Below are 21,917 nucleotides of genomic sequence, written 5' to 3'. Positions count from 1 at the left end.
ACACTTTATTGAGGATAAAAATGTACTTTCCAAAGATATATAAATTTCTTTGTGCCACTTTTTTATTGCTGAGTAGCACATCATATGCATTTGAAATAAATGATTTAAAAAAGATTATAGAATGTCAATCAGATCAAGAAACTTATACCAATTTTGCTTCTGAATATGATGAAAATTTATCAGCGCTTGGTTTTAAAAAAGTTGATGATCCAGAACAGCCTTTCATCTATTTATATAAAGCAGCTCAGCCCATTCAATTATTTGGTATTAAAACTCATGAAATTGCTTTGGCTGGTCAAGGCATAGTAGCCGTTTTCCGAAATGCAAATGTTAATCAACTTTCGAAAAAATTTGATATACCTCAACATCCGGACTTTAAAACATTACCTTTTTTTAGAGGTGTTCGCACCGTCAAGACAGAGCCTGCAACAGCAGATTCTTTTACTGTTTATCATAATCTCAACTTATCAGAAATGACCGGAAAAAGTCCGATGACATTATTAGGTTGTACCTATGAAACAGACCGTGAAGAAATGGAAAAAATGTTAAAAGAATAGTTAAAAAAATACCGGAATATAAATTCCGGTATTTTTAAATTAATCATTCCCTTGCAGCTTTCTTTCTTGCATTTCCTGTTTTAAAGCATTACGTGGCTGGGTAAACCAGAGCGCAATAAATGTAAATGCAGATAAAGCAAAAGCTAATAAATGAAATTGCGTATAGAGATAACGTACTAGCTCAATCATGGCAAAGAAGCTCATCATAAGTAGCATCGAAACGGCTGCCGCAACGGTTCCTTTTGATACTTCAGATGACATCAGAGCAAAGCGATATAAAACTGAAAAGCTAATTCCCTCACCAAAACAGATGAGTGTCATGCCCGTAAGCAAACAAGGAATTAAATAGGTTTGCCATATCACGCCTAAGATCAAAATCAGAGTACCAATCAGCATAATAGGCAAACCAATCAGGATGGTTTTGCCCAAAGCTAAACGGTCAATAATTTTAATTAAGACAATATTCCCGACAATTAAGCCTAGAAATACCGGGAATTGAGCTAAACCATATTGCACACTCGTTAGCTTCAATTCATCTACCAATATAATTGGAGATAAAGCAATCCACAGCATTAAAGGCATACCAACCAAAGGTAAAGCAAGGCTTAAACCTAAAAAGCGGCTGTTACTAAACACTTTTTTAAAATCATCAAAAAGATAACTAAAAGGTTGCTTGGTAACACTGACCTGCTGATTTGGCATTTGTTTTTTCAAACCGATCCAACTGAGTAATGCCAATACAGCGATAGCGACAAAGCCCCAATGCCAAGACACATAATCAATTAAGAAAGCGCCGAGTACGGGGCCCAACAAAGGTGCAAGCAATGAAATATTTGCCATGAGTGCCATGACTTTAATTGCATCACGTTCAGCAAAGTTTTCTTGAATGGCAGCATAACCAACGGCTGAGATTACGGTTAAGCCTATTCCTTGCAAAAACCTTAATGCCAGAAATTGTTCTATTTGTCGCGTTAGTAAAATTAAAAAGCAGCATAAAGCAAAGAATAAAACTCCTGCCAACAAGACTTTTTTACGCCCGAGACGATCTGACAAAGGCCCAAGTAACCATGCAACCGTGGCGCCACCTAATAAATAAAATGACATGGAAGACGGCGCCCAAGTTGCACTTACACCAAAATCTTCAGTAATTGCCAACATCGCTGGCTGAATCAGGTCATTACCAATATAAACCGCAAATTCAAATAGCACTAAGGCCAAAGGAAACATCAACGTTGTACGGTTCAACGTTGTCGTTTGAATATTTTTCATGAGTTGTACACTTCAAAATAGCGGCCATATGTCTCTACAACTACATATAAAATAGGATGTAGTCATGATGATGACAGTACGGTCAATCAATCTTTAAATAAGTTTTTTATATGCCGTGAGAGTGCATGTTTAGAATGTGAAACACCGTATTCACAGGGTGTCTAAGAATAGAAAAATTATATGGCGTGAGATTTGATAATTTTTACCAGTTGGCATAATTACCGAGCGCAACAATAGCATTTTTTGAATTGCTCAGCAATCAGACAATTATAAGAAGTTTAAACGTTATTCTTTTACCGACAGCCATACTTTTTTATTGTGAATAACCTTAAAGTTATCCACATCTATAATAAAAATTAATCATTAAGGACAAGGATTAACTTGAAAATCTGGGGTTTCCTGTCCTTTCGTACATTGATAACTTTGCTTTTTATTCACAATTTTCCAGACTTGCTGATCTCTTTTTAATAAATATTCAGTCCGTGTTTTCGACACCGCATCTGGACTAGGTTCTGTTTGTAAGATGATAACTTGTGCATTCGAGGGATCATCGGCAGCATTCATTTGCTGTGAAATATCCAAATTACTTGCATCATTTAGAAGATCGGGTTGGTCGAGTAATACAGCTTGTATCGGGCTATCAGCAAGTTGAGCAGAAGAATTCTTGGCTGGAGCACAAGCTGTTAGCATGGTTAGACTAAAAATAACCAATAAACTGATTTTTCTCATAGGTAATCTCTTCGCTCTACTCAAACTTAATGCTAAAGCTCACAAACAGTTTTTTCCGTAGCACTTTGTAAGTAAGATTAAATCTCTTGATATTATTCAATTAAGTTTATTTAACAACTAAAATTTATATTTAATTATTGATTTTTAATCAACAATATTTTTCCAATTCATGCATTTTTCTATAAGAGTAAATTCCGTAAAGTACGCTGCGTATTGAAGAATTTAATTAGAGTAACTCCCATGAGTAAGATTTTAGTGATTAATGGTGCCAAGCAATTTGCACATTCAAATGGCGAATTAAATGACACATTAACCACACTAGCAACCTCACACCTCATCGAACTCGGACATGAAGTTCAAGTCACTCGTGCAGATAGCAATTATGATGCAGAAAGTGAAGTCGAAAAGTTCTTATGGGCTGATGTCGTGATCTATCAAATGCCGGGCTGGTGGATGGGCGCTCCTTGGACTGTAAAAAAATATATTGATGATGTATTTACCGTTGGTCATGGCTCACTCTATGCAAACGATGGTCGTAGCCGTTCTGATACATCAAAAAAATATGGTTCAGGTGGTTTAATTCATGACAAAAAATATATGCTTTCATTGACTTGGAATGCCCCGATGGAAGCATTTGATGATGCAGACCAATTTTTTCATGGCGTGGGTGTTGATGGTGTTTATTTACCCTTTCATAAAGCGAATCAGTTTTTAGGAATGAGCACACTTCCTACTTTTATTGTCAATGACGTGATTAAAATGCCTGACGTTAATAGTTATATTGAAGAATATAAAACCCACTTAAATTTGTATTTGCAGCAGCCTAATAAGGAAAAATCCATGCTTACTATTATTGCGGAAATTCATACAAAATCGGGTGGACAACATCGCCAAAATGTATTGGATGCATTTCAAAAAATCATTCCAACTGTTTTAGCAGAAGATGGTTGCCATGGCTACGAGCCTTTGATTGATCATATATCAAATGCAAGTTTCCAAACTAAAGAGCCTGATACAATTGTGATGTTAGAAAAATGGGCAAGCGTTGCCCATCTTGAAGCACATTTGGCTACACCTCATATGCAAGCACATCATGCAGCAGTTAAAGATGATGTAGATGATGTGAAAATTAAAATTTTAGAAAGTGGCGTATAATTTAGCCCATAAAAAAAGACGATATATTTATCGTCTTTTTTATTTTTAAGAACAAAGCTGTGTCTGGAAACCTCTAGAGCCTTTGCCTCTAGCGCATTGATAGCTTTTTTGCTTATTTTGCAATTGCCACTTTTCATCAACCAATTTAAATGCATACTCTGTTCGGATTGCAGAAACAGAATCGTCCATTAAACCTGTTTGAATGACAGTAATACGAGAAACAGTGGGTGATTCCACACGGTTAAACACTTGCTGAACTGAAGTATTATTGTGCTCTTTTGCAATCTCAGGTTGAGCTTTAAGTACTTGTTGCATTGGGGTTTCTGAACCCACAAAAGGTATTAATTTACTGGTTGTCGCACACCCAGTGAAAAGTCCAGCACAGAGAGCTGAAATTAAAAATAAACGTTGCATTTTTATCACCAAAAAACAAAAGCCATAGCTTTATGATGCTATGCCTTGATCGGTTACTCTGTAGAAACTATGTAGTTCTAAAGATGACTAATCACTTAAAGATCAAATAATTTATCCTATTCAACCGACCTTAATGATCATGATTTGATAAAATTAATTTCTATTCCCTCTAACAAATAGGATCATCCATGCAACTGACTTATGCAGGGCAAGTTTTCTTGATAGTCGTTGCAATCTTAATGGTTTGGTCATTTGTGCTTACCAAGTTTTGGGTCAAGCGTTTAGCTAAAAATCGTAAAAGTAGTAAATTTGAATTCGCATATTTATTCGCAGTTGTTTTTAGTATTAGCGCTTTATTTTTCCCTTTTACGTATTGGGTTTCACAAGCAGTATATGGTTTAGCAACCAAGCCAAGTTACGATGCAACTGTAGTGAACTATACCTCTGAATGGGTCGATACTGAACGTACCGATTCCAATGGGCGTAAATATAAAACTAAAACCCTCATGCACACTGCTCAGGTTCAATTTAAAGACAATCAAAACAAAACACTAACTTTAGATAATTCGGTCCGCTCTGGTGATATGCCGGTAGTTGGAGAACATATTACTGTTGTTTATGAAAATGGTGATCACACCGCGCAAGAAAAGAGTTGGCGCACTATTCTACTGTTTACAGCCGCGTTATTTATGCTGTTTATTTTAGGTTATGCATTGCTCATGATTATTGCCTATAGCCTCAATCGGAACATGGAACCCTACAAAACATTTGCTAGCATTTTAATTTTTAGAGTAACGCTTCCGTTAGGCACAACGGCGATGTTTGCAATGTTGTCTTATTCTATTTTTGCCTATTTCTTTTTAGGTAATCCGCGTAATTTGCCTGTATGGGCCATTGGACTTTGTAGCTTCTTTGCTCTTTGTCTTTTACCGCTGATTTATCATATTTTGACGGGTTGGAAAGCTTATAAAAAATGATAGATTAAAAAAAGCGCATCTTTCGATACGCTTTTAATAGAAATTCTTTTATCTCATCAAGCATTAAAGATCAAATAATTTACCCGGGTTCATAATCCCGTTCGGGTCAAACGTCAACTTCAACGCTTTCATATATTCAATTTCTTCAGGCGAACGTGAATATTCCAAATATGGTTTTTTCGTCATGCCTACGCCATGCTCAGCAGAGATTGAACCATCATATTTTTTCACGGTATCAAACACATATTTATTGACGATCTGACACTTCGCAAAGAACTCATCTTTAGTCAGATTTTCAGGTTTTAAAATATTTAAGTGTAAGTTACCGTCACCAATATGACCGAACCAGCAAATTTCAAAGTCTGGATAATTCTCTTGAACAATTGCATCAATCTCACGAATAAATGCAGGTACGTGAGTAATTAATACTGAAATATCGTTTTTATATGGAGTGAACGGCGCAATTGATTCTGAAATATCTTCGCGTAAACGCCACAAGCTTTCTACTTGGTCTAGGCTCTGACTCATTACGCCATCAAGTACCCAACCCTGCTCCATGCAATGCTCGAAAATTTCCATTGCTTTATCGATAATCGGCTCATATGGCGCTTCAAACTCAAGCAATACATAGAACGGACATTCAGTTTCAAATGGGCGTTGTACATGACCATTATTTAAAACTTTTTGCATCGCAAGTTCACCAAAGAACTCAAATGCAGTTAAGTCGATATCTTTTTGGAAAGCATGTAATACAGGCATTACTGCATCAAAATCAGGAACACCTAAAACTAAAACTTGTAAGTTTTGCGGTTGACGCTCAAGTTTAATTTCAGCTTCAGTCACTAAACCTAATGTACCTTCGCCACCAATAAACAAATGCTGTAATGCATAACCCGTTGCATTTTTAACCATACCTTTGTTTAAACGTAGGATGTCACCTTTACCAGTGACAACGGTTAAACCAAGCACCCAGTTACGTGTCATGCCGTATTTAATGACTTTGATACCACCAGCATTGGTTCCAATATTACCGCCAATCTGGCTAGAACCCGCTGACGCGAAGTCAACTGGATAATACATACCCTGCTCTTCAGCATAATTTTGCAATTGTTCAGTCACAACACCAGCTTGTACTCGAACCATACGGTCGGCCGGGAAGAACTCAAGAATCTGGTTCATTTTGTCCATGCTAATGACAATTTCACCATTGGCTGCAACAGCACCAGCAGAGAGACCAGTACGACCGCCTGAAGGCGTAATTGCGATATTAAATTGGTTTGCAAGCTTCACAACAGCTTGAACTTGCTCAGTAGTCGATGGAAAAACGATGACCGATGGGTTCGGATTAAAATGCTTAGTATGATCTTTACCCCAGTTTTCGAGACTATCAGCATCGGTTTTAATGCGGTTTTCACCGACGATTGCTGTTAATTGGGTAAGTAACTCAGGTGTTAAAGCGACTGGAGCATTCATCGTTTGCAGACCTAGCAAGAAGTAAACTGTGGTGGGACTATGGCGCCCTATTTCTTACGGTTTAAACCCGAATAAGAGCCATAATGTTCTGGGAACAACTATATTCTACATGCAACAGCACAAGCGATAAAGTTCAGAATAGAGATACTGTCACTACAAAACATGTTTAACGTTCATAAATGACTTTTTATGAACCTTCAAAGTATCAATATTTTTTAAGTTAAAATGACAAGTACATTTTTAGACTGTCAACAAGCCATAAATAGAAGTGATTAGATATAGATAAAATTGCCATAAGATCACGGCGCAAACGAAATATCTATAGTACCGACCATTATGTTATGATAGCGCCACCAAATTTGGCCTTTGTAGCGGAGCCGTAATGAGCCAACATCTTTCACTACCTAAAGATAAAATCCGTTTCCTTTTGTTAGAAGGCGTTCACCAAAACGCAGTCGATACTCTAAACGCTGCGGGTTACACCAATATTGACTATCGCAAAACTGCACTTGAAGGCGAAGCGCTAAAAGAAGCGGTTAAAGATGCTCACTTTATTGGTATTCGTTCGCGTACCCAATTGACTGAAGAAATTTTCGAAGCTGCAAATAAATTGATCGCAGTGGGCTGTTTCTGTATCGGAACAAACCAAGTTGATCTTAAAGCAGCAATGGCACGTGGTATTCCTGTATTTAACGCACCGTATTCAAATACGCGTTCGGTTGCAGAACTTGTACTTGCTCAAACGATTCTTCTTCTTCGCCGTGTTCCTGAAAAGTCAGCGGCTTGTCATCGTGGTGGTTGGGACAAATCTGCTGTGGGTTCTTTTGAAACTCGTGGCAAAACTTTAGGTATTGTGGGTTACGGTTCCATCGGTTCTCAGCTTTCTGTTCTTGCTGAAAGCTTAGGTATGCATGTGATTTATTACGATGCAGTGACTAAATTACCAATGGGTAATGCTCGCCAAGTTGGTTCGTTAGACGAACTCTTAGCGACTGCTGATGTTGTTACATTACATGTGCCTGATGTTCCATCTACACGCAACTTCTTCACTAAAGCACAATTTGCAAAAATGAAAGAAGGCGCAATCTTCCTAAATGCTGCACGTGGTACATGTGTAGTAATTGAAGATTTAGCAGATGCAATCAAGTCTGGTCATATTGCTGGTGCAGCGGTTGACGTATTTCCTAAAGAACCAAAAGCAAATGGTGAAGAATTTGTTTCTCCACTTCGCGGCTTAGACAATGTGATTTTGACTCCTCACGTTGGCGGTTCAACCATGGAAGCGCAAGCAAACATCGGTTTAGAAGTTGCAGAGAAATTTGTTGCTTACTCTGACAAGGGTATGACGCTTTCTGCGGTGAACTTCCCAGAAATCGCGTTACCATTGACTGCTGGCCAACACCGTTTATTGCACATCCACAAAAACGTACCGGGCGTATTGTCTAAAATCAACAACTTGTTTGCTGAGCAAGGCATCAACATTTCTGGTCAATCACTCATGACTAAAGGTGACATCGGTTACCTCGTAATGGACGTTGACGCTTCTGCTTCTCATGAAGCTTTAGATATGTTGCATGAAGTTGAAGGTACAATTCGCGTGCGTGTATTGTTCTAATACTAATTGTAAATTTAAAAGCCACAGCATTGTCTGTGGCTTTTTTATGGACATTTACATTATCATGTGAAACGTATACCAATCGATCAAATAATAAAATGTCCAGTTCGAACCAGAAATCTCAGCTACATGCACTGGGCTTTCTTATTCTCGCTATGCTGAGCGTACAAAGCAGCGCATCTTTAGCCAAAATTCTGTTCCAGAACTTTCCTGTACTTACTGTTTCTGCAATGCGCTTATGCTTAGGTGCAATTATTCTTGCCTTTATTTTTAAAATTTGGCGAATTAATTATAGTCAGGTCCGCTGGAAAGCTATTTTAGCTTATGGCTTTGCGCTTGCAGGAATGAACGCACTTTTTTACCTGTCGATTGAACGATTACCGATTGGTATTGCGGTTGCTTTTGAATTTATTGGTCCCTTAAGTGTAGCCTTATATCATGCACGCCAAAAATATGATTTTGTCTGGGTCAGTTTAGCGATTGTTGGCCTCGTTTTACTTTTCCCTTTTAATCAGGCTCATAGTCTGGATTGGATCGGGGTATTATTTGCAGTCAGTGCGGGCGCGTGTTGGGCACTTTATATTATTGCGGGTCAAAAGCCTTCAGGTATATCAGGTAATCACACTGTGTGTTTAGGAATGACTGTAGGCGCATGTGTATTGCTACCGATTACTTTTTTTTCAGGGTCAATAAGCCAAGTGATAGAGCTCCCCTATCTTTTTTATTTTATTGGCTTAGCAATTTTAGCCAGCGCATTACCATTCTCTTTAGAAATGCTAGCCCTACGTAATTTAACACCTTTAAGTTTCGGAACATTGATGAGCTTGGAACCCGCAGTTGCTGCACTTTCTGGTTTTATCTTTTTAGGTGAATATTTATTATGGAATCAATGGCTAGCACTCGCAACAATTATTGCAGCTTCCGTCGGTTGCACTATAACCACCCAAAAAGCACGTCAGGAACGTGAAAAAACAGTCAGTTAAATCGACTAAAACTGCAAGTTGGAACATGGCATTCGCTATAATTGAACATTGTTATTTTAAATAATATTAGATGAGGCCCTCGGGTATTTTCCATGCAGAATCTTCCCATTATTGCTGTGCTCTATATGATTCTGTCGATGGTCTCATATCAAATTAGTGCTTCATTTGCTAAGCAGCTCATTGCAATATTAGACCCTCTCACCGTTACAGTTTTAAGGCTGAGCTTTGCAACGGTTATTGTCGCTATCATGTTCCGTTCGTGGAAAATCTGGTCGCGCTTACCCTATTTAAAATGGCGTGATTTATTGATGTATTGCGCATCTTTAGGTCTCATGAATATTTTATTTTATACGTCGCTTGGAAAGTTACCTCAAGGGATTGCAGTGGGCTTAGAGTTTATTGGCCCATTAGGTCTTGCTCTACTTTCTATTAAACAAAAGAGTGACTACATTTGGGTCGCATTTGCGATGTTAGGTATTGCACTGATGGTACCTTGGCAAGACCCAACACAACACCACTTTTCCTATGTAGGCGCTGCATGTGCGCTAGGTGCTGGATTTTGCTGGGCCTTCTATATTTATTTTGGTCAGAAAGTTGTGACCCAAAATATAGGCATGCATGCTTTAACCATCGGAATTGGATTATCTGCCCTGACCTTACTACCCATTGGCATTTGGCATAATGCTCCTGCATTACTTGAAACGCAGTACTGGGGTAAAGCGTTACTTATTGCTATTTTAGCGACTGCTATTCCATACGCTCTTGATTTAATGGCACTCAAACAACTCAATAAATTAACTTACGGTACTCTAACGAGTTTAGCACCAGCATTAGCAGCATTAACGGGCTTCTTATTACTTCACGAAGAAATCAGCATGCTGCAATGGGTGGCTTTAGCTTGTGTAATGCTAGCGTCGATTGGAGTTACTTTAAGAAGTACTAAAAAAGTAGCATAGTTAAATACTATTGCTGCTTTTTATACTTTTTATATTCCTTTAAATATTTATTACCAAGCGTTTCTTTTTCACTGTCTTTAAGAATTTTTCCCGCCTGTTGGAAAAATTTATGCTCTTCTTCTTTTAAATGATGATGAACTTTTTCACTCAACTGTTTGGCAGTTGCTAACCAGCTTGGGCTACTCATATCCGTTTTTTCAAGTTGTTCAACCAATTCATCCATTTCATGATGCTCAGATAAAGCATGTCTCGTAATATCTAAACCGACATCATCAAACATTAAAGGAATATATAAATAACGGTCTTCGGCAACAGAATGGGCATAGAGTTCATTTTTTAATGCATCAAATAATTCTTTTCTTTCTTCTGTTAAACCATGTGTCTGAATGAGTTGTTCAGAAAGGTTACGTTGATTTTCATGGCTTTCTCTTAATGCTTCGAAAATATTCATTCTCTTCCTCATTTTTAGCTAAAAAATCTTTTTTATTTCAAGGTTTATCATACGTTGAAATTTATATTATTTAAGTAGCTTAAAATGAGACTATTTTTTACACTGTTTTCTTTCTAGTAAGCTTCTGTAATTATTTTTATATTTATGATTTTGAATGGCATCGCAAAAAGTATGAACTTCGCCTTCTGATCAGTTCATACTTTCCGAAATATTTAGCCTGTTACAAACATTTGGTAGCCCAAACGGCAAATCAGGATACTGACTAAAATTAAAAAGATAATACGGACAAAACCACTACCGTATTTAAGCGCGGTACGCACCCCAACAATAGAACCCAATACATTCGCGACTGCCATCATTAAGCCAATGTGCAAAATAGCGTGACCTGTCGGAATGAAGAAACTTAATGCAGCCAAATTGGTCATAAAATTACCAATTTTGGATAAGGCAGAAGCATGCAAGAAGTCGACTTGTAAAAAGCGGATAAAGAAGAAGATAAAGAAACTTCCCGTTCCCGGGCCAAAAATACCGTCGTAAAAACCAATCGCCAAACTACCAATCCCTGCCAAAATTAGCATTTTATTAGTAATTTTTTGTTCTGTATGAACCTGTCCAAAGTTCTTTTTAACCAAGGTATAAACTGCTATCACAATCAACATCACAAATATGAAAGGACGCAATACAGATTGAGGAATTAAGGATAAACAAGCAGCACCAGCAAAAGAGCTAATCAAAGCACAAATAGCAATGACTGCTAAAAGTTTCCATTGCAACTTCACTCTTTTCGCAAAAGTATAAGCAGCCGATGCTGTACCAAAAATTGAAGAAAGCTTATTAGTACCAATCACCGTTGCAGTCTGCATGGTCGGGAAAGTACTCATAAGGCCTGGAATCTGGATAAGTCCGCCGCCCCCAACAGCAGCATCAATCGCTCCCGCAGTAAACGCAAAAAAGATCAAACTCAGGATAACATCCCATTCCATGCCCATGCTCTATACTCTACAGCTACTACAAATTTAAGATACGTTTAGGTACCAACCGTTTTTTATCGGTAATCTCAGCTAAACCTAAACAGCGGTCACCCGAAAAAACCAAAACTTCTGCTTCTGCAGAATGCTCAATATTGCTTTCTAAACCGTTGCAAAAATATTTTTCACGCCCTTCAGGCACCTGAATTTTTAAGAAATGTTCAACTGGAGCATAAACAGGAAGTAACAATGCTTCTCTTTGCTCTTCGGTTAAGCATTCTAGATATTCAATGGTATAACTCGGAATAAGTTCAAAATGTCCTGTTTGAGTCCGGTTTAGCATCGTTAAATGCCCACCACAGCCCAGTGCCTCACCAATGTCTTCACCTAATACACGAATATATGTTCCCTTAGAACAAGTTACATCTAGAGTGATACTATTTTCGGTAAATTCAATTAACTCTAAGGCATAAATTGTGATTGGACGTGCTTCACGCTCAATCTCGATACCTTTTCGGGCAAGCTCATATAACGGCCTGCCTTCTTTTTTCAAAGCTGAGTACATTGGCGGAATTTGTTGAATATCACCTCTAAATTTTTCTAAGGCTTGTTCAATAAGCTCTTGGCTCAGAACAGGGACAGAGCGTTCTTGTAGAATCTCTCCTTCCACATCCCCTGTCGTTGTGGTTTGCCCCAATCGAACGGTGGTTTGATAGCGCTTTGTTGAGTCCAGCAAATAATGTGAGAACTTAGTGGCCTCTCCTAAACAAATAGGAAGCAACCCTGTCGCCAAAGGATCTAAAGCTCCTGTATGACCTGCTTTTTGGGCGCGATATAACCAACGCACTTTTTGCAAAGCCGCATTTGAACTGAGCCCTAATGGTTTATTTAATAGAAATACACCACTAATATGGCGACGAGAAATTTTTTGATTTTTTGTCGTCATTTTTACTGGAACACAAAGCTAGAAAAAAGTGCCGACATGTTAGCAAATTCGGCAAGATATTTTCACAATATTTAGGTGCCTTTTCACTTATTTTATGGCACATTAATTATCGAGTAAAAAAACAACAAATTAAAATTTAAGGAAGATATCTTTATGCAAGGGATGCAGAAGAAGGTATTGTGGTGTGTGCTCGGATTTTTTATTTTGAGCCTCATTGCATGTGTATATTGGTTAAGTCCTGACTCAAAAAACACATCAGGTCAGATGAGTGAAAGTAAAGCTCAAAACTTAGCATCATCTCCTCAGACAGATCATTCATCGCTAAACGAAGATACGTACCATAGTAAAAGTCAGCAAGACACCGAAGTTAACTGCCAGTTAAAAATTGATAGTTCTCAACATTTGATCGTGAATAGTCAAACCCGCGACTGCTTTGAATATTTTATTACCCAATATGGGGAAAATGATTTAGAACAAATCAAAATTCACTTTGGGAAATTTATTCAAGGACAATATCTAGAGCCAGCTCGCTCACAGATTATGGATTTATGGACGCGTTATTTAAAATATCGTGAACAGCTTGCTCAAATCCAAGCACCTTCAGTAAAACAACAAGATAAAAATTATTTTCAAAAGATTTTTAACTCGATCCAAGATATAAGAAAACGCTTTTTTTCTGCTTCTGAAATTGAAGGGCTTTTTTCGAGCGAAGATATCTATCAGAACTATACGCTAGATCGAATGCAGATACTTGAGGACTCTTCTTTAAGCGAAATTGAAAAAGCACGAAAGCTTAAAGAGCGTTTTGAAGAACTTCCAGAAGACTGGCAACACAACCTACAAGAACTCTCCAAACTTGATGATTTACATACGCTGACTAAACAAATTAAAGCTCGTAAGGGTTCGGCAGAAGAGCTTCGGCAGATGCGTACAGCACTTGTTGGAGCCGAGGCAACTCAAAGATTAGAAACTTTAGATACACAACGGAATGCTTGGCAACAAAGGGTCACCAGTTACCTCGATGGTCGAGATGAAATTATTAAAAGTAACATGAGTGATAGCGCCAAAAACCAAGCAATTCAGCAGTTACGCCAACAACAATTCAATTCATCACAAGAACAACTAAGACTTCGAACTTTTGAAACGGTCCATGATCAGGGAGGTGAACTGCCATTTAATTACTAAGCCTTTCCTTTTTGGGAACTGGCTAACATTCACTAGCAGTAAGAAGCTGCTTTTCATACAAAATAAAAATAGTGAGTAAAAAATGAAAAGGAAGTTAATGTTTTTCTGCGCTGCAATGCTCTCAGGACTGAGTATTTCAGCGGCCCATGCAACAAATGCTGAACAAGTTAAAAGCTCGTTCGTATATTCATCTTACGCACAAACAAAATATCCAATGGTTTTTAACCACGGTATGGCAGGCTTTAGCCGAGTTGGAACAGATACGCTTGGTCTCGATTATTGGTACCAAATTCTTCCTGATCTTGCCCGTAATGGAGGAAATGTCTGGGCAACAAGAGTCTCACCATTTAACTCAACAGAAGTGCGTGGAGAACAACTTGCACAGCAAGTAGAAGAAATTATTGCTATTACCGGTAAGCCCAAAGTCAATTTAATCGGTCATAGCCACGGGGGGCCAACAATTCGCTATGTGGCTGGTATCATGCCAGAAAAGGTGGCATCACTCACTACGATTGGCGCACCCCACAAGGGATCACCAATGGCAGATGTCATCCTGAATGTTGAGGGTACTCCTCTTTCAGGTGTGGCAACTTTAGTAAACTGGTTTTCAGCAGCAATTACTTGGGCAGGAGGTCTAGATCCGACAAGCTATCCGCACGACTCTTTAGCAGGTGCTCATAGCTTATCAACTCAAGGTTCAGCTCAGTTTAATGCTCAATTTCCTATGGGTATGCCAACTACTTCTTGTGGTGAGGGAACATATCAAGAGAAAGGTATTTATATGTATTCTTTCTCAGGAAATAAAGCTCTGACTAATCCATTAGACCCATTTGATATTGCCCTTACAGGCAGTAGCTTAGTGGTAGATCCGTTTGGTGATAATGATGGGCTTGTTTCACGATGCAGCGCCAAATTTGGTAAAACAATTCGTGATGACTACAACTGGAATCATTTAGATGAAGTGAACCAAGTGCTTGGGATACGCTCTATTTTTGCCTCAGATCCTGTCTCGGTTTACCGTCAACATGCAAACCGATTAAAACTTCAAGGACTATAATTTTTAAACAAAAAAAATGCGCCAAAAGGCGCATTTTTTTACTCGGTATAAGCTTACGCTTTACGAGCTGGTAATTTTTCACGAATACGTGCAGCTTTACCAGACAAGTCACGGAGGTAGTAAAGTTTAGCACGACGAACGTCACCACGACGTTTCACTTCGATTTTAGCAACGATTGGAGAGTGAGTTTGGAATACACGCTCAACACCAACACCGCTAGAAATTTTACGAACTGTAAATGCAGAGTTTAAACCACGGTTTTTCTTCGCGATTACAACACCTTCAAATGCCTGAAGACGCTCACGCTCACCTTCTTTTACTTTAACTTGGACAATAACAGTGTCACCAGGAGCAAAAGCAGGAATATCAGTTTTTAACTGTGCATTTTCAATAATTTGAACTAAAGGATGTTTACCACTCATTGTGGGAATCTCCAATATGTGCGGAGTCAGAAGAGGTCTGAGGTTCCGCTGGGGATAGAGGCTAAAACGCATATCAACCCGTTTATCTTTCCCTTTATGACAATATGTCTATAAAGAGCCTTAAAATATACATAAAACTATCTATTAAATAGAATCATGCTTTAACTCGAAGCATTGCTTCTCGTCTTGTTGCAGAACTTTCGTTCCTGAGAATAGCGGTTAAGAATTACCACCACTCCCTTGCGTATCTTTTAGCCATTTTTTCTGCTGCTTATTCAACTCTACTTTTTCAGCCAACTCTGGTCGACGTTCTAAAGTTCGTTGATAGCGCTGCAAAAAGCGCCATTTTTCGATATTGCCATGATGTCCAGATTTTAAAACTTCTGGTACATCCAGCCCCTCAAAATGGTCTGGCTTTGTATATTGTGGACAATCTAAAAGACCATCAACAAAAGAATCTTGTACTGCTGACTGTTCATCTGACATTACATTCGGCAAACGGCGAATAATACTGTCAAGTAACACCATAGCGGGCAGTTCACCACCGGATAAAACATAATCACCAATTGACCATTCCTGATCAACATATTGCTGGATCAAACGTTCATCCACTCCCTCATAACGTCCACACAGTACAATTAAGCCGTCGTAATCAACAAACTGCTGTACCGCCTGTTCATTTAAGGTTTTGCCTTGTGGAGACATATACACTACAGGAACATGAACATGTCCTGCTTGTGAGGCAAGCTGTTTGGCATGTGCAATTGCTTTCGCCAAAGGCTCAGCCATCATTACCATCCCAGGGCCACCACCAAATGGACGTTCATCCACTCTTCTGTAGTTTCCCTCAGCAAAATCACGAGGATTAATACAAGTAACTTGTACTATATCCCGTTTTGCCGCACGTCCGCTGATGCCGTAGGCTGTAATCGCTTCAAACATTTCAGGAAAAAGCGTAATGACTGCAAAAAACATCACAGACTCCTCTATTTTCCTGCTGTATTAATCCTAAAAGGATTAATAATCTACGCCCCAATTGACGTAAATACGACCAGCTTCAAGATCAACACGTTGTACTACATCTTTATGCCAAGGAATCATGCGTTCTTCTGAATCAATACTGTCTGGGGTAGCATGTACCACCATTACATCATTGGCTCCAGTTTCAAACAACTCATGAATTTTACCTAAGTTTACTTCCTGTTCTTCATCATCCAGACCCAACACTGTTAAGCCTTTTAAATCTGACCAGTAGTACTCATCTACATCTGCTTTTGGCAGTTGAGACTTAGCAACCCAGATATTAGCGCCAACCAAGTTTTCTGCTCCAGTGCGATCACTCACACCTTTCAAAGCAACAACTAGACCTTTGCCATGTGGTTTCCAACGTTTTACATCTATTGTTTGCCAACCGGCCTTGGTCTCAATGTACCAAGGCAGGTAGTCAAACATATTGCTCATGGGTTCTGTATTTGAATACACCCAGAGCCACCCATTCAATCCATAAGCTGAACGTAACTGTCCAATCTGAATACGATCTTCGGGAACATTCTGTGTTGATGTCATGGGTTACCTACTACAAAAAAATTATGCAGTAGCTTTTTTAGCTTGAGCAGCTAAAGAAGCAACACGTTCAGAAGGTTGAGCACCTTGAGAAACCCAGTGAGCAAAACGGTCTGCATCTAAACGAAGTTTTTCTGCTTGACCTTGTGCAGTCGGGTTAAAGAAACCGATACGCTCGATGAAACGACCATCACGTGCATTGCGGCTATCAGTCACAACGATTTGATAGAATGGACGTTTTTTTGCGCCGCCACGTGCTAAACGAATAACAACCATGATAAAAGCCTTATAATTCTTACGGATTATCCCTGCGCCGACCATCGGCAACACTTCAAACCCCTTTCATAGAGGGCAACATTCTACGTGATTTTTGCCCTGAAAGAAAGATTAAATTTTGAGTTATCCGCAGTTTTGAATTTAAAACTACTCCAACCAATTTGATACAGCAGATAACGCACAATCAGTTGCACCTTTTGCCCAAAATTTTTGCCCTTGATCATTCAGGCAAATGATCCCATCACTGGCCTGAGAAGTAGTAGAAATAGGTGTAGCTGTGAGTACCCAGCTTGAATCATCCAAGCTAGCAAAAGTCAAATTATATAAGGCCTGACCTTGCTGAGGGCTCACATTAGAGCCATAAATCGACGCTATAGTTGCATTGGATGGGTAACGATTATTGACCATTTTTTGTGATTCTAAGGTTTGGGCAATATTCATCATTTCAGATTGAACAGCTGCGCGATGTCCTTTACGTAAATATTGTAAATATGAAGGTGTAGCTATGGCTGCTAAAATTGCAATTATCGCCACTACAATCATAAGCTCTATTAAGGTAAAACCATTCTTCATTGCCAAGTCTCACTGTTTGCTTCACATACATTGCAAGTAGCTGTTCCACCACAGTCATTATCAACAGCCGTAGCTGTTAAACTTTGGCAACGTAAACCTGAATTCTTAGCAATAAAATTAAAATTTCTTGAATCTGTAGACGTCGCTCTAATTACCCATGTCTGTCCATTGGCAGCATTATTCGTCAATAAATTTCCTGTCGTTGTATCATCACTAATCTGAATCGTATAACTGCCACGAGGCAACGTTACAGATGTGGTAGTAAAACCTCTATAGGTAAAGTTCTTGGATTTATGTCTTTCCAATTGTTCAGCTAATTTTAAAATTTCACTTTTGGCAGCAGAAGCAGTCGCTCTACGGGTATAGCCTTGATATGAAGGGATGGCAATCGAAGCGAAAATAGCAACAATCACTATGACAACCATGAGTTCAATCAAGGTAACACCCTGATTAAACCGCTGGATATAGTATTTATTCATAAATAATCCCTTAGCGATAGCGCTCATACCAACGCATAGGAACCAAATGACTTGTACATTGCCACTGCCCAGTTCCTTGCTCATTACCAGAAAGTTTTAACTTCCCACAACTATTTGTAGCTGGTGGGTTATCCTCAGTTGGTACAAATGTAATGCTACGGATACCTGCTCCAATTACTTTTTTATTACATTCAGAAACTCCTACTGGGCAATTACCACCTGTTTGTGTTTCAAACCCACTAGTATCTTCTTTATTCGGATCAATTGATCCATCAGAATTAAGACAGGCTCCAAATGGTAAACAATAAGTCTGCTGATCCGTTTCACCTACCACACGTGGCAAACATGGGTCTGCCGCCACAATGCCTGTTCCCTGCGGGTCATAAACAGGCACAATTAAAGTCCCCGTAATTGCCATTGGCTCTTCAAAAGCTTTTAATCCGCCTTTAATACGGAAACTATTATTGGCTTTCTCTATACCACCGCTCGTACTAGAAAGTGAGCGATACCATCCACCTTGGCCCGTCCCTGTATTTGGAAAGAAAATTTGTGCTACTCGTGTTTCTCCAGATCGTAAAATTTGTGGATTTTTTCTAAGAGCCGATCGAGTAATATCTTTTGTTTCAAGTTGGCTATCAGTTAAAGACATTAAATTCTTTTTAATAAAGTCTTTGTCGATAATTCCATAGACGTTATTTACAGGGCGTCCGCTTAATGCTGTGCTAGGTGACATACCTTCACGCCCTGTAAGCGGATAAACATCCAATGGAGTACTACGGTCACCTGAAGCAATACCTACAGTAATAAAAGTGCGGATTCCATAATCATGAATTGTCACTGTTGGCGGTTCATAAAAACGCGGCGCATTCCCACCTATATAATCGTTCGAGCTATCATAAGTTGAGTCATTCGTTGCTAAATTGGCTAATCGAACAACTCGAATACCGAAACTGCTATAAGTTGAATTTGTTTTTGTCTGGTTATTATTAAGATCGATACGGAAAACTTGCCCCCCTAAATCGCCGAAATATAAATGGTCTACCAAACCATCAGCGTCTCGATCTAAGGTACTAATACGGCTAACAATACTATGCTTCATATTAGAGTTATCTATATTAGAGCCAGTATCACTAGTCCACCATAAACGTTCCCCAGTTTTGGCATCAATAATATAGACAGCATTTCCTTTTGCTTTTGCATTCGTAAAGCAAGAGTTACTCAAGGTAATATTTGGGTTTTCATAACATTGGTCGTAGCCACCACCAACAATCATGACCCGTTTAATAACCCCGTTATAACGTATATTTGCAAGTACAGGCTTAGACCAACTCTGCCCCATACGATTATAATCCGTTTGATCTACCCCTACTCTAAAGAGGAGCTTAGGTGAAGCAGGATTTAAGACATTTAAGCCATAATAACTGCTGCCACCCATTCGCATACCACCATAAATATTCATTTGCTTTGCAGTCACTTTTGAAACTGCAGCACTACCACTTCCTGTGGTAGTAATACTATATGCTGGATCCGATACCCAAGCTCCATCCATACCGTGAGCAGGTGCTGTAGCATCACTTTGACCAACAACTAAAGCCTTTGATGCGACTGGATCATTTAATATATCGGCAGGAACGAAAGCCATTTGTTCCACACCAGTTGAAGCATCCACAATATGTAAACCACCCTCCATCGTTCCATAGAGAATGGATTGTTCACGTGCAGATGTTAAATTCCCATTTCCATCTAATGTTCCACTGTAGGTAAGCTGTACCGGTAAAGAATGAATACTTCCGCCCATCGATAAATACGGTTCATTCGATGCAACCAAAGACGAAGGTAAAGACGCAGCACCTATATCAGTTGAGTAACCTAGATAATTTAATATTTTTAATTTCAAGCTAATCGGGAAAGCTTTTAAAATATCTTGTCCAGTTGATGCATTAAATTTTCCTAATACATAGTTTGCTGTGTTATTTGCGCTATCAAAAGGGTTGGTTCCCTCCGCAGGAGTTGCTGGAATTCTTAGTAAATTAGTTCCAGAGGTTGATATCTTGGTCAAGCTACCATCTGTTGCAACTGCAGAAACATCGGTAAATAAGTTTCGAATTTTACTTTGTACTGCATAGTAATATTTAGTGATATTTCCTTCTACATCATGTGTTTCAGCTTGTCCAGCTATGGGTAAAGGCACGTTCGAATATGAACCCCCTAAAAAAACTTTACCTCCATCGTTATAATTAGAGTTATTCCAGTAGTCTTTCGTACCATTTCTAAATGCCCCACTTGCATTATAGACTAGCCCACCCGTGTTGGCCTCAAAAGCACCAGCATTAGTACCAGATAAAACAACATGATATTTCTTTAGATTTCCTCGCCAAGTTAAGTACGTATTTGCAGGATTAGGCTCGAAAGCACGTAAGTAACCATATTCCTGTAAATTTTTTGGATTTAAAGCATCATAAGGAACCGAGATAGCGCCTGTTGTTAAAGGTTCTAAAGGGACTTTATCTAAATTATTAATAAAAGAGATAACGCTGTTTGTTACCCCTTGCGCACTTTGTGTAGGGAAAAACCCCCCATTCCCATAACCGGGAGTAGCTACTGCATTAGTAGATTGATTTGGAGAACACGAGTCATCCCCTTTTCGGTCAGATTGGGTTCTTGAGCTTAAACGACATGCATTTTTAACATCATCCGAACTTAAACTAGAAAAATCACTACCAAAACCAACAAATGCTGTTTGAATAGAAACTCCAGCAGGGTTTTTTGTTTTATCAAATAGTCGTTTCGCAAACTCCCCCATACAAGCCCAGCCAGAATCTGATGAGGTATTAGAAAGCCCTCCAGAGCAATTAAAATCTGCTCCCAACGTACTTCCCAAAGCAGTCGACATCACACTTGCAGAACGAGTATTTGTTGTATTGTTTGGCTCACCATCTGATAGAAAGTAAATACCCTGTCCATCACAACTTTGACGATTAGCCACCGCTGGCAAAGGAGATTGATAAATGGCATTTAAATTAGAAGCATTTCGATCTATAACGATATTTGGGTTGTTTGATGTATCATTTATTTTTGATTTTGGAGTTCCGCTATCTGCGTTTGCTATCGCATAGTTAAAAGTGGTGTAGTAATAAGTATAAGAATAGGTTAAATCAGACGAAGTATCATAAGAAATTGCCGTATTTACACCCGGATTAGATGTTGACCAGTTACTCCAATAACTACTAGAACGACAAGGCTGCCATAAATTTGCCGTATCAATCTGTGAATCGCGATAATTCGTACAATATGAGTATTCTGTTCTATTATCAAATTTCCGAACACGCTTTATATAACTATCTTTTCTAATAGCGTAATTCACCTCTGAATAGGTCGTTGTGCCCATCAAATAAGCAGCAGCTTCAGCATAAGCATGTGCTGAAGGCGTTGATCCACCAGCAGTTAAATTTGCAACAGCCTGTTTTAGTTTATAACGCTGTGAACCCACCGTGTTTAAAGTACTGGCATCACCTAAGGGAGCAGCAGCCACCAAAATTTGTCCACTTCGGCTATCTCCATTTGCAGAGAAATTCCCCAAACCCACACGAGTATCATTTAAAACAGGATTATTGCTGGCTAAAAAAGCATTCATACCATTTTTAAGCATGGCCAAGCGATTTTCGTTATAACTATTAGATGTCATACTCCCTGAGGTATCTAACATCATTACAATCGTTTTTTTACCTGCTGTAGGTGATGCATAAATTTGTAAATCACTCGCCTGCACCACGGAACTTGCCATCATCCATGTAAAAGCAACTGAACTCGAACAGATGGCATACCATAAATTATTTGGCTTAAAATTCTTCAATTTTAGTTTCACGATA

At 38.9% G+C, this 21,917-nt stretch carries 22 protein-coding genes and 1 pseudogene; 9 read left to right on the top strand and 14 right to left on the bottom strand.

Going from position 1 to position 21,917, the window contains the following annotated elements; all coding sequences use genetic code 11:
• Window positions 1-20: 20 nt before the first annotated feature.
• Window positions 21-557 (top strand): hypothetical protein, encoded by a 537-nt coding sequence (locus AC2117_RS01820; RefSeq protein ID WP_005043988.1) that lies wholly within the window; start codon window positions 21-23, stop codon window positions 555-557.
• Between the two features lie 39 nt (window positions 558-596).
• On the opposite strand, the gene AC2117_RS01815 is transcribed toward AC2117_RS01820, so the two are convergent.
• Together AC2117_RS01815 and AC2117_RS01810 are read right to left on the bottom strand one after the other, a co-directional pair.
• The gene (locus AC2117_RS01815; RefSeq protein WP_133971545.1) at window positions 597-1,826 is read right to left on the bottom strand and encodes an MFS transporter; all 1,230 of its coding nucleotides are present in this window, start codon (window positions 1,824-1,826) and stop codon (window positions 597-599) included.
• A gap of 363 nt (window positions 1,827-2,189) precedes the next feature.
• Window positions 2,190-2,555, bottom strand: a complete 366-nt coding sequence (locus AC2117_RS01810; RefSeq protein ID WP_133971543.1) for a hypothetical protein — start codon at window positions 2,553-2,555, stop codon at window positions 2,190-2,192.
• Between the two features lie 240 nt (window positions 2,556-2,795).
• Here AC2117_RS01810 and AC2117_RS01805 point away from each other — a divergent pair.
• A pseudogene (locus AC2117_RS01805) lies at window positions 2,796-3,382 on the top strand (NAD(P)H-dependent oxidoreductase).
• 13 nt (window positions 3,383-3,395) lie between these two features.
• A complete protein-coding gene (locus tag AC2117_RS01800) occupies window positions 3,396-3,710 on the top strand; it encodes a putative quinol monooxygenase (protein ID WP_133976133.1) in 315 nt (104 codons plus the stop codon).
• Between the two features lie 45 nt (window positions 3,711-3,755).
• Here AC2117_RS01800 and AC2117_RS01795 read toward each other — a convergent pair whose 3' ends face one another.
• Window positions 3,756-4,124, bottom strand: coding sequence for a hypothetical protein (locus AC2117_RS01795; protein WP_042895372.1), 369 nt, complete (start codon window positions 4,122-4,124; stop codon window positions 3,756-3,758).
• 188 nt (window positions 4,125-4,312) lie between these two features.
• On the opposite strand from AC2117_RS01795, the gene AC2117_RS01790 reads away from it, so the two are divergent.
• Window positions 4,313-5,101, top strand: a complete 789-nt coding sequence (locus AC2117_RS01790) for a xanthine permease (protein WP_133971541.1) — start codon at window positions 4,313-4,315, stop codon at window positions 5,099-5,101.
• A gap of 63 nt (window positions 5,102-5,164) precedes the next feature.
• On the opposite strand, the gene AC2117_RS01785 is transcribed toward AC2117_RS01790, so the two are convergent.
• Window positions 5,165-6,574 (bottom strand): FAD-binding oxidoreductase, encoded by a 1,410-nt coding sequence (locus AC2117_RS01785; protein ID WP_133971539.1) that lies wholly within the window; start codon window positions 6,572-6,574, stop codon window positions 5,165-5,167.
• 382 nt (window positions 6,575-6,956) lie between these two features.
• On the opposite strand from AC2117_RS01785, the gene serA reads away from it, so the two are divergent.
• The 3 genes from serA to AC2117_RS01770 all read left to right on the top strand — a co-directional run bounded on the left by serA (window position 6,957) and on the right by AC2117_RS01770 (window position 10,128).
• Window positions 6,957-8,189, top strand: a complete 1,233-nt coding sequence (gene serA / locus AC2117_RS01780; protein WP_042895382.1) for a phosphoglycerate dehydrogenase — start codon at window positions 6,957-6,959, stop codon at window positions 8,187-8,189.
• A 98-nt stretch (window positions 8,190-8,287) separates the two neighbouring features.
• Entirely contained in the window at window positions 8,288-9,172 is an 885-nt protein-coding gene (locus AC2117_RS01775) for an EamA family transporter (protein ID WP_133971537.1), read from the top strand.
• Window positions 9,173-9,264: 92 nt separating this feature from the next.
• Complete coding sequence (locus AC2117_RS01770) at window positions 9,265-10,128, top strand: EamA family transporter (RefSeq protein WP_133971535.1); 864 nt, start codon at window positions 9,265-9,267, stop codon at window positions 10,126-10,128.
• A 7-nt stretch (window positions 10,129-10,135) separates the two neighbouring features.
• Here the strand turns inward: AC2117_RS01770 and AC2117_RS01765 are convergent, their stop codons facing one another.
• From AC2117_RS01765 to truB, 3 genes are all read right to left on the bottom strand, one after another.
• Window positions 10,136-10,579 (bottom strand): hemerythrin domain-containing protein, encoded by a 444-nt coding sequence (locus AC2117_RS01765; protein ID WP_001019905.1) that lies wholly within the window; start codon window positions 10,577-10,579, stop codon window positions 10,136-10,138.
• Between the two features lie 212 nt (window positions 10,580-10,791).
• On the bottom strand, window positions 10,792-11,568 hold the full coding sequence (locus AC2117_RS01760; RefSeq protein WP_004639670.1) for a sulfite exporter TauE/SafE family protein: 777 nt from the start codon (window positions 11,566-11,568) through the stop codon (window positions 10,792-10,794).
• Between the two features lie 19 nt (window positions 11,569-11,587).
• Window positions 11,588-12,493: a tRNA pseudouridine(55) synthase TruB gene (gene truB, locus AC2117_RS01755; protein ID WP_133971533.1), complete on the bottom strand. Its 906-nt coding sequence runs from the start codon at window positions 12,491-12,493 to the stop codon at window positions 11,588-11,590.
• A 153-nt stretch (window positions 12,494-12,646) separates the two neighbouring features.
• Here truB and AC2117_RS01750 point away from each other — a divergent pair, with 153 nt between their 5' ends.
• Both AC2117_RS01750 and AC2117_RS01745 read left to right on the top strand, forming a co-directional pair.
• Entirely contained in the window at window positions 12,647-13,678 is a 1,032-nt protein-coding gene (locus AC2117_RS01750) for a lipase secretion chaperone (protein ID WP_133971531.1), read from the top strand.
• A 115-nt stretch (window positions 13,679-13,793) separates the two neighbouring features.
• Window positions 13,794-14,735, top strand: a complete 942-nt coding sequence (locus tag AC2117_RS01745) for a lipase family alpha/beta hydrolase (RefSeq protein ID WP_133976131.1) — start codon at window positions 13,794-13,796, stop codon at window positions 14,733-14,735.
• 53 nt (window positions 14,736-14,788) lie between these two features.
• On the opposite strand, the gene rplS is transcribed toward AC2117_RS01745, so the two are convergent.
• The 7 genes from rplS to AC2117_RS01710 all read right to left on the bottom strand — a co-directional run bounded on the left by rplS (window position 14,789) and on the right by AC2117_RS01710 (window position 21,913).
• Window positions 14,789-15,157, bottom strand: coding sequence for a 50S ribosomal protein L19 (gene rplS, locus AC2117_RS01740; protein ID WP_003653770.1), 369 nt, complete (start codon window positions 15,155-15,157; stop codon window positions 14,789-14,791).
• Window positions 15,158-15,376: 219 nt separating this feature from the next.
• Window positions 15,377-16,132, bottom strand: a complete 756-nt coding sequence (trmD, locus tag AC2117_RS01735) for a tRNA (guanosine(37)-N1)-methyltransferase TrmD (protein ID WP_133971529.1) — start codon at window positions 16,130-16,132, stop codon at window positions 15,377-15,379.
• Between the two features lie 42 nt (window positions 16,133-16,174).
• Window positions 16,175-16,723, bottom strand: a complete 549-nt coding sequence (rimM, locus tag AC2117_RS01730) for a ribosome maturation factor RimM (protein ID WP_003653772.1) — start codon at window positions 16,721-16,723, stop codon at window positions 16,175-16,177.
• Window positions 16,724-16,744: 21 nt separating this feature from the next.
• Window positions 16,745-16,996, bottom strand: coding sequence for a 30S ribosomal protein S16 (rpsP, locus tag AC2117_RS01725; RefSeq protein ID WP_000260334.1), 252 nt, complete (start codon window positions 16,994-16,996; stop codon window positions 16,745-16,747).
• A 147-nt stretch (window positions 16,997-17,143) separates the two neighbouring features.
• Complete coding sequence (locus AC2117_RS01720; protein WP_133971527.1) at window positions 17,144-17,569, bottom strand: type IV pilin protein; 426 nt, start codon at window positions 17,567-17,569, stop codon at window positions 17,144-17,146.
• Window positions 17,566-18,048 (bottom strand): type IV pilin protein, encoded by a 483-nt coding sequence (locus AC2117_RS01715; RefSeq protein WP_133971525.1) that lies wholly within the window; start codon window positions 18,046-18,048, stop codon window positions 17,566-17,568. The genes AC2117_RS01720 and AC2117_RS01715 overlap by 4 nt, the downstream gene beginning before the upstream one ends.
• A gap of 10 nt (window positions 18,049-18,058) precedes the next feature.
• Complete coding sequence (locus AC2117_RS01710) at window positions 18,059-21,913, bottom strand: PilC/PilY family type IV pilus protein (protein WP_197730967.1); 3,855 nt, start codon at window positions 21,911-21,913, stop codon at window positions 18,059-18,061.
• Between the last annotated feature and the right edge of the window lie 4 nt (window positions 21,914-21,917).

Origin of the sequence: Acinetobacter calcoaceticus (assembly GCF_900520355.1) — a bacterium.
Classification (GTDB): Bacteria; Pseudomonadota; Gammaproteobacteria; order Pseudomonadales; family Moraxellaceae; genus Acinetobacter; species Acinetobacter calcoaceticus_C.
This window is presented reverse-complemented; position numbering and strand designations above follow the sequence as displayed.